This is a genomic window from Streptomyces sp. NPDC033966, assembly GCF_055575955.1.
In genome coordinates, this window is the sequence record NZ_JBVIRQ010000001.1 from 399,022 (window position 1) to 412,455 (window position 13,434).

Genomic DNA, 13,434 nt, shown 5'->3' on the forward strand with positions numbered 1-13,434 from the left:
CCCCGTAGGGTGCGGGGATTCGAACGGCCGTCTCAGTGCTTGTAGAAGCCCTGGCCGCTCTTGCGGCCGATGTCACCCGCGTCGACCATGCGGCGCATCAGCTCCGGCGGCGCGAACTTCTCGTCCTGGCACTCGGTGTAGATGTTGCTGGTGGCGTGCAGCAGGATGTCGACGCCGGTGAGGTCGGCGGTGGCCAGCGGGCCCATGGCGTGCCCGAAGCCCAGCTTGCAGGCGATGTCGATGTCCTCGGCGGTGGCCACGCCGGATTCGTAGAGCTTCGCGGCCTCGACGACGAGCGCGGAGATCAGGCGGGTGGTCACGAAGCCGGCGACGTCGCGGTTGACGACGATGCAGGTCTTGCCGACCGACTCGGCGAACGCGCGGGTGGTGGCGAGGGTCTCGTCGCTCGTCTTGTAGCCGCGCACCAGCTCGCAGAGCTGCATCATCGGGACGGGCGAGAAGAAGTGCGCGCCGACGACCCGCTCCGGGTGCTCGGTCACGGCCGCGATCTTGGTGATCGGGATGGCGGAGGTGTTGGAGGCCAGGATGGCGTCCTCGCGCACGATCTTGTCGAGCGTGCGGAAGATGTCGTGCTTGACCTCGAGCTTCTCGAAGACGGCCTCGACGACGATGTCCACGTCGGCGACCGCGTCGAGGTCGGTGGTCGTGGTGATCCGCGCCAGCGCCGCCTCGGCGTCCTCGGCGGTCATCTTGCCCTTGGAGACGAACTTGTCGTAAGAGGCCTTGATGCCGTCCGTGCCCCGGGTCAGCGCGGCATCGGTGACGTCCCGCAGGACGACGTCCCAACCCGCCTGAGCGGAGACCTGAGCGATCCCGGAACCCATCAGTCCCGCGCCGATGACGGCGAGCTTCCCAGCCACTGCACACCCCTTGTTGTTCTCAGTACGACCCGGCCTCGTAGCCTCTCCGGCGGAGACTAGCGCCCGTGAGGGGCCGAGTGACCGTGAAGTAACACGCGTCACGTCTCAGCTGACGGACATCACACTGGAACCGCCCACGAGGCGTGCACGGCCCCACAGTTCAGTTCTCGCCACCTCGTAGCGGGCCCGCCGGCTCCTCCGTCCGCCGGTCCGCACCGGCCCGCCGCCGGATGCCGCACGCGTCGGCCGGGGCGCCGCTCCCCCCGCTCGACGGTGCGCGGCCGGCGGGCCCGTCTACGCTGGCGCCATGGTGAACCTGACGCGCATCTACACCCGTACCGGCGACAAGGGCACGACCGCCCTGGGGGACATGAGCCGGACCCGGAAGACGGACCTGCGGATCTCCGCGTACGCCGACGCCAACGAGGCCAACGCCGCCATCGGGACGGCGATCGCGCTGGGTGCGCTGCCGGAGGCGGTGGTGAAGGTCCTGGTCCGCGTGCAGAACGACCTGTTCGACGTCGGCGCCGACCTGTGCACCCCGGTCGTGGAGGACCCCGAGTACCCGCCGCTGCGGGTGGAGCAGTTCTACGTGGACCGGCTGGAGGCGGACTGCGACGTCTTCAACGAGCAGCTGGAGAAGCTGCGCAGCTTCATCCTCCCCGGCGGCACCCCGGGAGCGGCCCTGCTGCACCAGGCCTGCACGGTGGTCCGCCGGGCCGAGCGCTCCACGTGGGCGGCGCTGGAGGAGCACGGCGAGGTGATGAACCCGCTGACGGCCACCTACCTCAACCGCCTGTCCGACCTCCTGTTCATCCTGGCGCGGACGGCCAACAAGGAGGTCGGCGACGTGCTCTGGGTCCCGGGCGGGGAACGCTGACCGCACCCCGGCCCCACCGGGGGCCCGGGGGTCGCCCCCCGGGCGGGGAGCGCTAGCGCTTGGTTTCGGCCAGTTCGGCGTCCCGGTCCGCCGCGTCCGCCCCGGCGCCCGCCGGGGCCTTGCGGGGCCAGATCGAGTAGCTCGCGGCGATCACTGCCTGGATGCCGAGCACCCGCAGGGCGACGCCCTGCCACGACTGGAGCTGGGCCGTGTCGGCGGCGGCGCCGACGTACCAGGTGCCGGCCTGGAGCAGCCCGACCGCGACCGCGGCGCCGGCCAGGGTCCGCGCCCACAGCTTCCACTCGTGGACCGCGCGGGCCTTGCCGTACTTGGTTCCGGGCGGCTTCGGGCCCCCGGCGAAGCGGTGGGCGGCGTGGCCGTCGAGCCACTTCACGGTGTAGTGCCCGTAGCCGACGGTGTAGCCGATGTAGAGGGCCGCGACCCCGTGCCGCCAGCTCGGTTCGCCGCCGTTCTTCAGGTCGATGAAGGACACCACCAGCAGCACCAGCTCCAGCAGCGGCTCCATCAGCAGCAGCGCGGCCCCCAGCCTCGGCATTCCGGCCAGGTAGCGCAGCGCCAGTCCGCCCGCCAGCAGCACCCAGAAGCCGACCTCACAGGCGATGATCAGCCCGACGAGCATGACGGTCCTCCCTTCCTTCCCCGTTTCCCCCGGTTCTCCTCCAAGGGTTCCGGCCGCCGCGCCCCGCCGCGTCGTCGCCAGTGAGGAAAGCCCACTGCATCCTTCGATGTAGCGCCGTCTCAGCCCGGGTGCCGACGCCCCGCCGCGCCGGACCGTGTTGGATGGGGCCGTGCTCCCGAAGATCCCCCGCCCGCACCGCGACGACGTACTGCTCGCGGGCGTCAGCGTGCTCGCCGGCCTGCTGCTGTGGGCGCTGGGCGTGCACAGCTCCCCCGGCCGGCACTTCCTGCCCGACTGGGCGGTGCTGCTCCCGCTCCTGGTGCTCGGCGCCCTGGAGCTGCTGCGCCGCACCATGCCGACCGTCACCCTGAGCGTCGGCACCCTCGCCGTGGTCGTGGACCAGTTCACCCTCGGCAACATCGCCTCCGTAATCATCTTCACCGACCTGATGTACGCGGCCGTGGTCTACGGCAAGCCCGCCATGGCCCGCCGGCTGCCGGTCAGCACCGGTCTGATCACCGTGGCCGTCACCATCGGCTCCCTGGTCTGGCTGCGCACCCCGCAGGCCCTGCTCATCGGCGTGATCACCGGCATCGTGAGCTTCGCCCCGGCCCTGACCGGCGCGACCCTGCGCAACCACCGCGAGGCCGCCGAGGCCGCCCGGCTGCGCGCCGAGCAGACGGCGCTGCTGGCCGAGATGGACCGCAGCCAGGCCGTGGTGGCCGAGCGTGCCCGGATGGCGCGGGAGCTGCACGACATGGTGGCCAACCACCTCTCGGCGATCGCCATCCACTCCACGGCCGCCCTCTCCATCGACTCCCCCGCCACCAGCCGCGAGGCCCTCGGGGTGATCCGGGAGAACAGCGTGCAGGGCCTGGCGGAGATGCGCCGGCTGATCGGGCTGCTGCGGGACGCGGGGGCGGAGCAGGAAGCCGTCGCCGTGCCCTCCCTGGACGGTCTGGACGCCCTGCTGGGGCAGGCCCGTACCAACGGGTCGGCGAGCGGGCTGGACTTCGTCCTGGCGGACGAGCGGCCCGCCGGGTCGCCGCTGCCGGCGCCGGTGGAGCTGGCGGCGTACCGGATCGTGCAGGAGTCGCTGACCAACGCCCTCAAGCACGCCTCCCCCGGCACGGTCCGGGTCCGCGTGGCGCACGGCGCGGGGCTGCTGACGGTGGCGGTGGACTCCCCGTACGGGGACCGCCCGGACCCGCGCGCCCCGGGTTCCGGGGCCGGGCTGATCGGCATGCGGGAGCGCACGGAGCTGCTGGGCGGGACGTTCACGGCGGGCGCGACGGACAGGGTGTGGCAGGTGCGGGCGGTACTGCCCGCCGAGGAGAAGGCGGTGCAGTCATGACCATCAGGGTCGTCGTGGCCGAGGACCAGCGGGCCGTACGGGCCGGTCTGGTGCTGATCCTGCGCAGTGCGGGCGACGTCGAGGTGGTGGGAGAGGCCGCCGACGGTGAGGAGGCGGTGCGGTTGGCGGCCGAGCTGCGCCCGGACCTGGTCCTCATGGACGTGCAGATGCCGAAGCTCGACGGGGTGTCGGCCACCCGGCAGGTGGTGGAGCGGGGGCTGGCGGACGTGCTGGTCCTGACCACCTTCGACCTGGACGAGTACGTCTTCGGCGCGCTGCGGGCGGGGGCCTCGGGCTTCCTGCTGAAGGACGCGGACGCGGCGGAGCTGATCGCGGCGGTGCGGACGGTGGCGCGCGGCGAGGGGCTGATCGCGCCGGCGGTGACCCGGCGGCTGATCGCCGAGTTCGCGGCGCCGAAGGCGGTGCGCGCTCCCGTGCGGCCGGGGGCGGCCGCGGCGGTGGAGTCGCTGACGCGGCGCGAGCGGGAGGTGCTGGGGGCGCTGGGCGGGGGGTTGTCGAACGCGGAGATCGCCGTACGGCTGGACATGGCGGAGGCCACGGTGAAGACCCACGTCAGCAGGGTGCTGGGGAAGCTGGATCTGCGGAGCCGGGTCCAAGCGGCCGTACTGGCACAGGAGTTGGGGATCTAGACGGCCTCTGGAGCTAAGGTCTGGACCTCTTGACGCTTGGTCCAGACCTTTCTAGTCTCACCGCATCACTGTGGTGAGCGTGCCATGACAAAGATCGACACGAGGCGTGCTCACGGGCGGCGCAGGTCCCACCCCCATGTACCGGTCGGCCCCACGATCGGTACGGACCTACGGAGGAGCACCCTTGAGCACAGCACCCCCACGACGCAACCGTCTGTTCAGGAGGCTGGCCGCCACGGTGGCGGCCCTCGCCCTGCCGGTCGCCGGCCTCGTCGGCCTGGCCGGCCCCGCGCAGGCGGCCGCGTCCGCGACCGCGACGTACACCAAGGTCTCCGACTGGGGCTCCGGCTTCGAGGGCAAGTGGACGGTGAAGAACACCGGCACCACCACCCTCAGCAGCTGGACCGTGGAGTGGGACTACCCGTCCGGCACCCGGGTGACCTCGGCCTGGGACGCCACCGTCACCAGCTCGGGCGACCACTGGACCGCCAAGAACGTCGGCTGGAACGGCACCCTGGCCCCCGGCGCCACCGTCAGCTTCGGCTTCAACGGAACCGGCGCCGGCGCCCCCTCCGGCTGCAAGATCAACGGCGGCTCCTGCGACGGCGGCACCAACCCCACCGACAACCCGCCCTCGGCCCCCGGCACCCCCACCGCGACCGGCGTCACCGAGAACGCGCTGACCCTGTCCTGGTCGGCGGCCACCGACGACAAGGGCGTCAAGAACTACGACGTCTACCGCAACGGCTCCAAGCTCACCACCGTCACCGGCACCACCTTCAACGACGGCGGCCTGACCAAGGGCACCACGTACACGTACGCGGTCACCGCCCGTGACACCGCCGACCAGACCGGCCCCTCCTCGGGCGGGCTCTCGGTGACCACCCCGGGCGGCGGCGGCACCGAGCCCCCGGACCCCGGCGCCAAGGTCAAGCTCGGCTACTTCACCGACTGGGGCGTCTACCAGCGCAACTACCACGTGAAGAACCTGGTCACCTCGGGCAGCGCCGCGAAGATCACCCACATCAACTACGCCTTCGGCAACGTCCAGAACGGCAAGTGCACCATCGGCGACGCCTACGCCGACTACGACAAGGCCTACACCGCCGACCAGAGCGTCGACGGCGTCGCCGACAACTGGGACCAGCCCCTGCGCGGCAACTTCAACCAGCTGCGCAAGCTCAAGGCCAAGTACCCGAACATCAAGGTCCTCTACTCCTTCGGCGGCTGGACCTGGTCCGGCGGCTTCGGCCAGGCCGCCCAGAACCCGGCCGCCTTCGCCGACTCCTGCTACGCCCTGGTCGAGGACCCGCGCTGGGCGGACGTCTTCGACGGCATCGACATCGACTGGGAGTACCCCAACGCCTGCGGGCTGTCCTGTGACACCAGCGGCGCCGCTTCCTTCAAGAACCTGATGTCGGCCCTGCGCGCCAAGTTCGGCGGCTCCAGCCTGGTCACCGCCGCGATCTCAGCCGACGGCTCCAACGGCGGGAAGCTCGACCTCGCCGACTACGGCGGCGCCGCCCAGTACGTCGACTTCTACAACGTCATGACGTACGACTTCTTCGGCGCGTGGGACGCCAAGGGCCCCACCGCCCCCCACTCCCCGCTGACCTCCTACGCGGGCATCCCGATCGCCGGCTTCAACTCCGAGGCCGCCATCACCAAGCTCAAGGGCAAGGGCATCCCCGGCTCCAAGCTCAACCTCGGCATCGGCTTCTACGGCCGCGGCTGGACCGGAGTCACCCAGGACGCGCCCGGCGGCACCGCCACCGGACCCGCCCCGGGCACCTACGAGCAGGGCATCGAGGACTACAAGGTCCTCAAGGCCGGCTGCCCGGCCACCGGCACCGTCGCCGGCACCGCCTACGCCAAGTGCGGAAGCAACTGGTGGAGCTACGACACCCCCGCCACCATCGCCGGGAAGATGACCTGGCTGAAGAACCAGGGCCTCAAGGGCGCCTTCTTCTGGGAGTTCAGCGGCGACACCGCGAACGGCGAACTCGCCAACGCGATCCACACCGGGCTGCAGTAACCCCCACGCACTGCACACCCCCGGTGGCACGACGAAGCCGGGGAGGCGGGACCGTCCCCCGCCTCCCCGGCTTCCCCACGTGTCGGCCGGGTCAGGCCACGTTCACCCGCTGCCCGGGCGGCGCGGCCTCCAGCCACGCCAGGAACCCGGTCAGCGCGTCCTCGCTCATCGCCAGCTCCAGGCGGGTCCCTTTGTGGGAACAGCCGAGCACGACGGCGTCGGACAGCAGGGCCAGCTCCTCCTCGCCCTCGGGCGCGCGCCGCGCGAGGACCTCGATGGAGGAGCGTTCCAGCAGCCGGCGCGGGCGGTGCGAGTACGAGAAGACACGGAACCACTCGATCCGGTCACCGCTGTAGCGGGCGACCCCGTAGACCCATCCCTTGCCGGAGACGTCGGGCTCCTCGGCCACGCCCCAGCGCAGGCTGCAGTCGAAGGTCCCGCCGGACCGCTGGATGAGTCTGCGGCGCAGCCCGAACACGAACAGCCCGATCACCACCAGGGCTACGACCAGGCCGCTCACAAGCAGAGCGAGGAGCATCTTCACCGACCTCCTCGCTCATCGAAAACCGCACAAACAAAAGTACGTACATCGCCTCAGCCGCGACCCGGTCCGGAAAATTCCGGACCCGACCGCGGCTGAGGTATCAAACTGTTCGGTACGGGGCTCAGTGCCCCGCGACCGCGCGCAGCCGGACATCGGCGCGACGTTCGGCGGCCGCGTCGGCCTCCGACTTCGCGCGCTCCAGTGCCCGCTCCGCCCGCTGGACGTCGATCTCGTCCGCGAGCTCGGCGATCTCGGCCAGCAGGGACAGCTTGTTGTCCGCGAACGAGATGAATCCGCCGTGCACCGCGGCGACGACAGTGGCGCCCTCGCTGGTACGGATGGTCACCGGGCCCGATTCCAGCACACCGAGAAGCGGCTGGTGACCGGGCATGACGCCGATGTCGCCGGACGTGGTGCGGGCGACGACCAGGGTGGCCTCGCCGGACCAGACATTGCGGTCCGCCGCGACCAGCTCGACGTGCAGCTCAGCAGCCAAGGTGGCTCCTCGGGTCACCACCCGGCGGGTCAGCCGGGTGTTGGGTCAAATTCTAATGGGCGTGGGGAGAGGGACGGGACACACCCGCCCCTCTCCTGTGAAACCTGCGAACCGGATGCGCCCCTCGCGGGGCGCGCCGGATCAGGAGACGCCCAGCTCCTTGGCGTTGGCCTTCAGGTCCTCGATGCCACCGCACATGAAGAACGCCTGCTCGGGGAAGTGGTCGTACTCACCGTCGCAGATGGCGTTGAACGCGGTGATCGACTCGTCGAGCGGAACGTCCGAACCGTCCACGCCGGTGAACTGCTTGGCGACGTGGGTGTTCTGCGACAGGAAGCGCTCGACACGACGGGCACGGTGGACAACGAGCTTGTCCTCCTCGCCCAGCTCGTCGATACCGAGGATCGCGATGATGTCCTGGAGGTCCTTGTACTTCTGCAGGATCCCCTTGACACGCATGGCGGCCGCGTAGTGGTCCGCCGCGATGTACCGCGGGTCGAGGATGCGGGACGTCGAGTCCAGCGGGTCCACGGCCGGGTAGATGCCCTTCTCGGAGATCGGACGGGAGAGAACCGTCGTCGCGTCGAGGTGGGCGAAGGTGGTCGCCGGCGCCGGGTCGGTCAGGTCGTCCGCGGGGACGTAGATCGCCTGCATCGAGGTGATCGAGTGACCACGGGTCGAGGTGATGCGCTCCTGGAGGAGACCCATCTCGTCGGCCAGGTTCGGCTGGTAACCCACCGCGGAGGGCATACGGCCGAGCAGGGTCGACACCTCGGAACCCGCCTGGGTGTACCGGAAGATGTTGTCGATGAAGAACAGCACGTCCTGCTTCTGAACATCGCGGAAGTACTCCGCCATGGTCAGACCGGCCAGGGCGACGCGCAGACGGGTGCCCGGGGGCTCGTCCATCTGGCCGAAGACGAGCGCCGTCTTGTCGATGACGCCCGAGTCGCCCATTTCCTCGATGAGGTCGTTGCCCTCACGGGTACGCTCACCGACGCCCGCGAAGACCGACACACCGTCGTGGTTGTTGGCGACGCGGTAGATCATTTCCTGGATCAGAACGGTCTTGCCGACACCGGCACCACCGAACAGACCGATCTTTCCACCCTTGACGTACGGGGTGAGGAGGTCGATGACCTTGACGCCGGTCTCGAACATCTCGGTCTTCGACTCGAGCTCGTCGAAGGAAGGCGCCTTGCGGTGGATCGGCCAGCGCTCGGTGACCTCGGCGTTCGCCTCGGGGTAGTTGAGCACCTCACCCAGGGTGTTGAACACCTTGCCCTTGGTGAAGTCGCCGACGGGGACGGTGATGCCCTCGCCCGTGTCGGTCACCGGGGCCTGGCGGACCAGACCGTCGGTGGGCTGCATCGAGATCGTGCGGACCATGCCGTCACCCAGGTGCTGGGCGACCTCGAGGGTCAGCGTCTTGAGCGCGCCGTCCTCGGCCGGGTCGGCGACCTGGACCTTCAGGGCGTTGTAGATCTCGGGCATCGCGTCGACGGGGAACTCCACGTCGACGACCGGGCCGATGACCCGGGCGACGCGGCCCGTGGCGGCGGCCGTCTCAACAGAGGTCGTCATTACTTGTCACTCCCCGCGGTCGCGTCGGCCATGGCGCTCGCGCCACCGACGATCTCGCTGATTTCCTGGGTGATTTCGGCCTGGCGGGCCGCGTTGGCAAGCCGGGAGAGGCTCTTGATGAGGTCCCCGGCGTTGTCGGTCGCCGACTTCATCGCGCGGCGGCGGGCGGCGTGCTCGGAAGCGGCCGACTGCAGCAGTGCGTTGTAGATCCGGCTCTCGACGTAGCGCGGCAGCAGGGCGTCGAGGACGTCCTCCGCCGACGGCTCGAACTCGAACAGCGGAAGGATCTCGCCCTTCGCACCGTCCTCCTCCGCAGCCTTGTCGAGACTGAGCGGCAGCATCCGGCCGTCCACCGCGTTCTGCGTCATCATCGACACGAATTCCGTGTAGACGATGTGCAGTTCGTCGACGCCGCCCTCGGCCGTGTCCAGCTGGATGGCCTCGATCAGCGGCGCCGCGACGCGCTTGGCGTCGGCGTAGGCCGGGCTGTCGGTGAAGCCCGTCCACGACTCCGTGACCTTGCGCTCACGGAACCCGTAGTAGGCGACACCCTTGCGGCCGACGATGTAGCTGTCGACCTCCTTGCCCTCAGCGCGCAGCCGCTCGGTGAGCCGGTCCGCCTGCTTGATGGCGTTCGAGGAGTAGCCGCCGGCCAGACCGCGGTCGCTCGTGATGAGCACGATCGCGGCGCGGGTCGGCGCCTCGACCTCGGTGGTCAGGGCGTGCTTGGTGTTCGAACCGGTCGCCACCGCGGTCACCGCACGGGTGAGCTCGGTCGCGTACGGCATCGACGCCGCCACCTTGCGCTGCGCCTTGACGATGCGCGAGGCGGCGATCATCTCCATCGCCTTGGTGATCTTCTTGGTCGCCGTGATGGCACGGATGCGACGCTTGTAGACCCGGAGCTGCGCTCCCATGAGTCAGGTCCCTTCCGTCGTCACTTGGAGACGTTGACGGCCGGAACGTCCTCGCCCAGGAGCTTTCCGTCCGAGGTCTCGAACTGGCGCTTGAAGGCGGCGATCGCGTCGGCGATCGAGCCCAGCGTGTCGTCCGACATCTTGCCGCCGTCGGCGATGGAGGTCAGGAGGTCCTTGCGCTCGCGGCGCAGGTGCTCCAGCAGCTCCGACTCGAAGCGGCGGATGTCCTCGACCGGGACGTCGTCCATCTTGCCGGTGGTGCCGGCCCAGACGGAGACGACCTGCTCCTCGACGGGCATCGGCTGGTACTGGCCCTGCTTCAGCAGCTCGACCATGCGCTTGCCGCGCTCCAGCGAGGCCTTCGACGCGGCGTCCAGGTCGGAACCGAAGGCGGCGAACGCCTCCAGCTCGCGGTACTGGGCCAGGTCGACGCGCAGACGGCCGGAAACCTGCTTCATGGCCTTGTGCTGCGCGGAACCACCGACGCGGGAGACCGAGATACCGACGTTCAGCGCCGGGCGCTGGCCCGCGTTGAACAGGTCGGACTCCAGGAAGCACTGGCCGTCGGTGATGGAGATGACGTTGGTCGGGATGAACGCCGACACGTCGTTCGCCTTGGTCTCGACGATCGGCAGACCGGTCATCGAACCGGCGCCCATCTCGTCGGAGAGCTTCGCGCAACGCTCCAGCAGACGGGAGTGCAGGTAGAAGACGTCACCCGGGTAGGCCTCGCGGCCCGGCGGGCGGCGCAGCAGCAGCGACACGGCGCGGTAGGCGTCGGCCTGCTTCGACAGGTCGTCGAAGATGATCAGGACGTGCTTGCCGGCGTACATCCAGTGCTGACCGATGGCGGAACCGGTGTACGGCGCCAGGTACTTGAAGCCGGCCGGGTCGGACGCCGGGGCGGCGACGATCGTCGTGTACTCGAGCGCGCCGGCCTCTTCCAGGGCGCCGCGAACGGACGCGATGGTCGAGCCCTTCTGGCCGATGGCGACGTAGATGCAGCGGACCTGCTTGTTCACGTCGCCGGAGCGCCAGTTGTCACGCTGGTTGATGATCGTGTCGACGGCCAGAGCGGTCTTGCCGGTCTGACGGTCGCCGATGATCAGCTGACGCTGGCCGCGGCCGATCGGCACCATGGCGTCGACGGCCTTGTAGCCGGTCTGCATGGGCTCGTGCACCGACTTACGGACCATGACGCCCGGGGCCTGCAGCTCGAGGGCGCGGCGGCCCTCGGTCGCGATCTCGCCGAGGCCGTCGATCGGGTTGCCGAGCGGGTCGACGACGCGGCCGAGGTAGCCCTCGCCGACGCCTACGGAGAGGACCTCACCGGTGCGCTGCACCGGCTGACCCTCCTCGATACCGCTGAACTCGCCGAGGACGATCGCACCGATCTCGCGCTCCTCGAGGTTGAGGGCGAGACCGAGGGTGCCGTCCTCGAACTTCAGCAGCTCGTTCGCCATGGCGGAGGGCAGGCCCTCCACCTTCGCGATGCCGTCGCCGGCAACGCTGACCGTTCCGACCTCCTCGCGCGAGGCCGCGTCCGGCTGGTACGACTGGACAAAGGTCTCCAGTGCGTCCCGGATCTCCTCCGGCCGGATCGTGAGCTCCGCCATCTGGGTTCCCTGCTCTCCTTGTTGGGCCTGAAGCTTCTTAGGGGTCTGGGGGTGACCCCCAGGAATCTTCTGCAAGTTCTGCACGGCCCAACCGGGCCGCTAGGAATGCTTTGTATCTGTGTGGTGGCGGCTGGTCAGCCGGCCATGCGGCGCGACGCCTCGGCGAGGCGGTCCGCGATGGTGCCGTCGATGACCTCGTCGCCGACCCGCACCGAGATCCCGCCGAGGACCGCGGGGTCCACGTCGAGGTTCAGGTGCATCTGGCGGCCGTACAGCTTCGCCAGCACCGCGCCGAGACGCTGCTTCTGCACGTCGCTGAGCGGGATCGCGCTGGTCACGGTGGCGACCATGCGGTCCCGGCGCTCGGCGGCGAGCTTGGACAGGGACTCGAGTCCCGCTTCCAGGCTACGTCCACGCGGGTGCGTGACGAGACGGATCACCAGGCGCTCGGTGGCGGCGTTCACCTTGCCGCCGAGCAGGCCGCGCAGCAGCTCGCTCTTGGCGGAGCCGGTGGCGGCGCGGTCGGTCAGCGCGGAGCGCAGCTCGGTGCTGGAGGCGACGATCCGGCCGAAGCGGAAGACCTCGTCCTCGACGTTGTCGAGGCCGCCGGCCTGCTGGGCCGCCGTGAGGTCGGCGGTGGCCGCCAGCGCCTCCAGCGCGTCCACCAGGTCGCGGGACTGCGACCAGCGGGAGCGCACCATGCCGGACACCAGGTCGAGGGTGTTCCCGTCGACCTGGCCGGACAGCAGCCGGCCGACCAGCTCGGCCTTGGCCTCGCCGGACTGCGCCGGGTCCGTGATGACCCGACGCAGCGAGACCTCACGGTCGAGCAGCGCGGTGACGGCTGCCAGCTCACCGGCGAGCTTCGCCGCGTCGACGGACGTGTTGTCCGTCAGCGCGTCGAGACGCTCGCGCGCGGAGGCCAGCGCCTCGCGGCTCGCTCCGTTCATCGGGCCGCCTCGGCCTTCTCCTCAAGCTCGCTGAGGAAGCGGTCGATGGTGCGGCTCTGACGAGCGGCGTCCTCGAGGGACTCGCCGACGAGCTTGCCGGCCAGGTCGGTGGCGAGCTTGCCCACGTCCTGACGCAGCGCCTGAGCGGCGGCCTTGCGGTCTGCCGCGATCTGGGCGTGACCGGCAGCGATGATCTCCTCACGCTGCCGCTGGCCCTCTGCGCGCAGTTCTTCCTTGAGCGCAGTGCCCTGCTCCAGCGCGTCCTGGCGCAGGCGCGCGGCCTCGTGCCGGGCTTCGGCGAGCTGGGCCTTGTACTGCTCCAGCACGCTCTGGGCCTCGGTCTGAGCGGCTTCGGCCTTCTCGATACCGCCCTCGATCTGCTCGCGGCGCTCGTCCAGAACCTTGTTGATGTTCGGGAGAAGCTTCTTCGCGAGGAAGCCGAAGACGATGACGAAGGCGATCAGACCGATGACGAGCTCGGGGATCGGCGGGATGAGGGGGTTTTCCATCTCCTCAGCCGCGAGAACCATGAGGTTCACATCAGTGCCTTTCGTCTAGTGGACTGTTCGTCGAGACCGAGGATCAGGAGCTCGGGTAGACGAACGGCATGACCAGACCGATCAGGGCGAGCGCCTCACAGAAGGCGAAGCCGAGGATCTGGTTGGCGCGGATCAGGCCGGCAGCCTCGGGCTGGCGGGCGAGGGCCTGGGTGCCGTTACCGAAGATGATGCCGACGCCGACGCCGGGGCCGATGGCCGCGAGACCGTAACCAACGGAGCTGAGGGAGCCGGTGACGGCGGCAAGGGTCTGGGACATGCCAGTTCTTCCTTCTCTTTCACGGACCGGTGGGGGTTGGCCACCGGACGAATACGGGGGGCTGAGCGGGG

14 protein-coding genes are annotated in these 13,434 nt (G+C 69.9%); 4 read left to right on the top strand and 10 right to left on the bottom strand.

Going from position 1 to position 13,434, the window contains the following annotated elements:
• Positions 1–32: 32 nt before the first annotated feature.
• Positions 33–881 carry a 3-hydroxyacyl-CoA dehydrogenase family protein gene (locus ACZ518_RS01825; protein WP_469111067.1) on the bottom strand — a complete coding sequence of 283 codons (849 nt, stop codon included), beginning with the start codon at positions 879–881 and terminating at the stop codon, positions 33–35.
• Between the two features lie 307 nt (positions 882–1,188).
• On the opposite strand from ACZ518_RS01825, the gene ACZ518_RS01830 reads away from it, so the two are divergent.
• Complete coding sequence (locus ACZ518_RS01830) at positions 1,189–1,761, top strand: cob(I)yrinic acid a,c-diamide adenosyltransferase (RefSeq protein ID WP_469111068.1); 573 nt, start codon at positions 1,189–1,191, stop codon at positions 1,759–1,761.
• A 52-nt stretch (positions 1,762–1,813) separates the two neighbouring features.
• Here ACZ518_RS01830 and ACZ518_RS01835 read toward each other — a convergent pair whose 3' ends face one another.
• Entirely contained in the window at positions 1,814–2,401 is a 588-nt protein-coding gene (locus ACZ518_RS01835) for a hypothetical protein (protein ID WP_469111069.1), read from the bottom strand.
• A 157-nt stretch (positions 2,402–2,558) separates the two neighbouring features.
• Here ACZ518_RS01835 and ACZ518_RS01840 point away from each other — a divergent pair, with 157 nt between their 5' ends.
• From ACZ518_RS01840 to ACZ518_RS01850, 3 genes are all read left to right on the top strand, one after another.
• Entirely contained in the window at positions 2,559–3,755 is a 1,197-nt protein-coding gene (locus ACZ518_RS01840) for a sensor histidine kinase (protein WP_469111661.1), read from the top strand.
• On the top strand, positions 3,752–4,405 hold the full coding sequence (locus ACZ518_RS01845) for a response regulator (protein ID WP_469111070.1): 654 nt from the start codon (positions 3,752–3,754) through the stop codon (positions 4,403–4,405). Before ACZ518_RS01840 ends, ACZ518_RS01845 begins: the two co-directional genes overlap by 4 nt.
• Before the next feature lie 136 nt (positions 4,406–4,541).
• Positions 4,542–6,440: a glycosyl hydrolase family 18 protein gene (locus ACZ518_RS01850; protein WP_469111071.1), complete on the top strand. Its 1,899-nt coding sequence runs from the start codon at positions 4,542–4,544 to the stop codon at positions 6,438–6,440.
• 91 nt (positions 6,441–6,531) lie between these two features.
• Here the strand turns inward: ACZ518_RS01850 and ACZ518_RS01855 are convergent, their stop codons facing one another.
• From ACZ518_RS01855 to atpE, 8 genes are all read right to left on the bottom strand, one after another.
• Complete coding sequence (locus ACZ518_RS01855; RefSeq protein WP_469111072.1) at positions 6,532–6,978, bottom strand: DUF2550 domain-containing protein; 447 nt, start codon at positions 6,976–6,978, stop codon at positions 6,532–6,534.
• A gap of 127 nt (positions 6,979–7,105) precedes the next feature.
• On the bottom strand, positions 7,106–7,480 hold the full coding sequence (locus ACZ518_RS01860) for a F0F1 ATP synthase subunit epsilon (protein ID WP_388939738.1): 375 nt from the start codon (positions 7,478–7,480) through the stop codon (positions 7,106–7,108).
• Between the two features lie 141 nt (positions 7,481–7,621).
• On the bottom strand, positions 7,622–9,064 hold the full coding sequence (gene atpD / locus ACZ518_RS01865) for a F0F1 ATP synthase subunit beta (protein ID WP_007266594.1): 1,443 nt from the start codon (positions 9,062–9,064) through the stop codon (positions 7,622–7,624).
• Entirely contained in the window at positions 9,064–9,981 is a 918-nt protein-coding gene (locus ACZ518_RS01870) for a F0F1 ATP synthase subunit gamma (RefSeq protein ID WP_469111073.1), read from the bottom strand. Before ACZ518_RS01870 ends, atpD begins: the two co-directional genes overlap by 1 nt.
• 20 nt (positions 9,982–10,001) lie before the next feature.
• Positions 10,002–11,597 carry a F0F1 ATP synthase subunit alpha gene (gene atpA, locus ACZ518_RS01875; RefSeq protein ID WP_007266592.1) on the bottom strand — a complete coding sequence of 532 codons (1,596 nt, stop codon included), beginning with the start codon at positions 11,595–11,597 and terminating at the stop codon, positions 10,002–10,004.
• A gap of 134 nt (positions 11,598–11,731) precedes the next feature.
• Positions 11,732–12,547 (bottom strand): F0F1 ATP synthase subunit delta, encoded by an 816-nt coding sequence (locus tag ACZ518_RS01880; RefSeq protein ID WP_469111074.1) that lies wholly within the window; start codon positions 12,545–12,547, stop codon positions 11,732–11,734.
• Positions 12,544–13,077: a F0F1 ATP synthase subunit B gene (locus tag ACZ518_RS01885; RefSeq protein ID WP_125600457.1), complete on the bottom strand. Its 534-nt coding sequence runs from the start codon at positions 13,075–13,077 to the stop codon at positions 12,544–12,546. The genes ACZ518_RS01880 and ACZ518_RS01885 overlap by 4 nt, the downstream gene beginning before the upstream one ends.
• Before the next feature lie 52 nt (positions 13,078–13,129).
• Positions 13,130–13,363 carry an ATP synthase F0 subunit C gene (atpE, locus tag ACZ518_RS01890; protein WP_007266589.1) on the bottom strand — a complete coding sequence of 78 codons (234 nt, stop codon included), beginning with the start codon at positions 13,361–13,363 and terminating at the stop codon, positions 13,130–13,132.
• Between the last annotated feature and the right edge of the window lie 71 nt (positions 13,364–13,434).

What these genes read in the sequence shown, in the direction of transcription:
- ACZ518_RS01830 (WP_469111068.1), top strand. Translation starts at nt 1,189, where the DNA reads ATGGTGAACCTGACGCGCATCTACACCCGTACCGGCGACAAGGGCACG.
- ACZ518_RS01835 (WP_469111069.1), bottom strand. Translation starts at nt 2,401, where the DNA reads ATGCTCGTCGGGCTGATCATCGCCTGTGAGGTCGGCTTCTGGGTGCTG.
- ACZ518_RS01845 (WP_469111070.1), top strand. Translation starts at nt 3,752, where the DNA reads ATGACCATCAGGGTCGTCGTGGCCGAGGACCAGCGGGCCGTACGGGCC.
- ACZ518_RS01850 (WP_469111071.1), top strand. Translation starts at nt 4,542, where the DNA reads ATGTACCGGTCGGCCCCACGATCGGTACGGACCTACGGAGGAGCACCC.
- ACZ518_RS01855 (WP_469111072.1), bottom strand. Translation starts at nt 6,978, where the DNA reads ATGCTCCTCGCTCTGCTTGTGAGCGGCCTGGTCGTAGCCCTGGTGGTG.
- atpD (WP_007266594.1), bottom strand. Translation starts at nt 9,064, where the DNA reads ATGACGACCTCTGTTGAGACGGCCGCCGCCACGGGCCGCGTCGCCCGG.
- ACZ518_RS01870 (WP_469111073.1), bottom strand. Translation starts at nt 9,981, where the DNA reads ATGGGAGCGCAGCTCCGGGTCTACAAGCGTCGCATCCGTGCCATCACG.
- atpA (WP_007266592.1), bottom strand. Translation starts at nt 11,597, where the DNA reads ATGGCGGAGCTCACGATCCGGCCGGAGGAGATCCGGGACGCACTGGAG.
- ACZ518_RS01880 (WP_469111074.1), bottom strand. Translation starts at nt 12,547, where the DNA reads ATGAACGGAGCGAGCCGCGAGGCGCTGGCCTCCGCGCGCGAGCGTCTC.
- ACZ518_RS01885 (WP_125600457.1), bottom strand. Translation starts at nt 13,077, where the DNA reads ATGGTTCTCGCGGCTGAGGAGATGGAAAACCCCCTCATCCCGCCGATC.
- atpE (WP_007266589.1), bottom strand. Translation starts at nt 13,363, where the DNA reads ATGTCCCAGACCCTTGCCGCCGTCACCGGCTCCCTCAGCTCCGTTGGT.